This is a genomic window from Kingella pumchi (assembly GCF_022288825.1).
Taxonomy (GTDB): Bacteria; Pseudomonadota; Gammaproteobacteria; order Burkholderiales; family Neisseriaceae; genus Kingella_D; species Kingella_D pumchi.
The window spans coordinates 1-524 of record NZ_JAKOOW010000061.1 but is presented as its reverse complement, the minus strand read 5'-3'; the positions used below and the strand labels follow the sequence as shown (position 1 = coordinate 524).

Genomic DNA, 524 nt, shown 5'->3' with positions numbered 1-524 from the left:
CCTTCGCGGATGGCGAAACGCAGACCTTCTTCCATGGCAATCGGGGCGATCAGTTCTACGGTAATGGTTACGTTTTCACCGGGCATTACCATTTCCACGCCTTCTTCCAAAGTAACGGCACCGGTTACGTCGGTGGTACGGAAGTAGAACTGGGGACGGTAGTTGGCGAAGAACGGGGTATGGCGACCGCCTTCTTCTTTGCTCAGTACGTATACTTCGGCTTTGAATTTGGTGTGGGGGGTGATGCTGCCGGGTTTGGCCAATACTTGACCGCGCTCGACTTCTTCGCGTTTGGTACCGCGCAGCAGTACGCCGACGTTGTCGCCTGCCTGGCCTTCGTCCAGCAGTTTGCGGAACATTTCAACACCGGTACAGGTGGTTTTTTGGGTTTCTTTCAAACCGACGATTTCGATTTCATCGCCAACGTGGATGATACCGCGCTCTACGCGGCCGGTTACTACGGTACCGCGGCCGGAGATGGAGAATACGTCTTCGATCGGCAGCAGGAAGGGTTTGTCTACGGC

General features: G+C 55.3%; 1 protein-coding gene. It reads right to left on the bottom strand.

Features of this window, described 5'->3' with window-relative positions; all coding sequences use genetic code 11:
* Positions 1 to 524, bottom strand: a 524-nt coding sequence (locus MB824_RS10790; RefSeq protein WP_255778761.1) for an EF-Tu C-terminal domain-related protein, incomplete at both ends; no start/stop codon positions are given.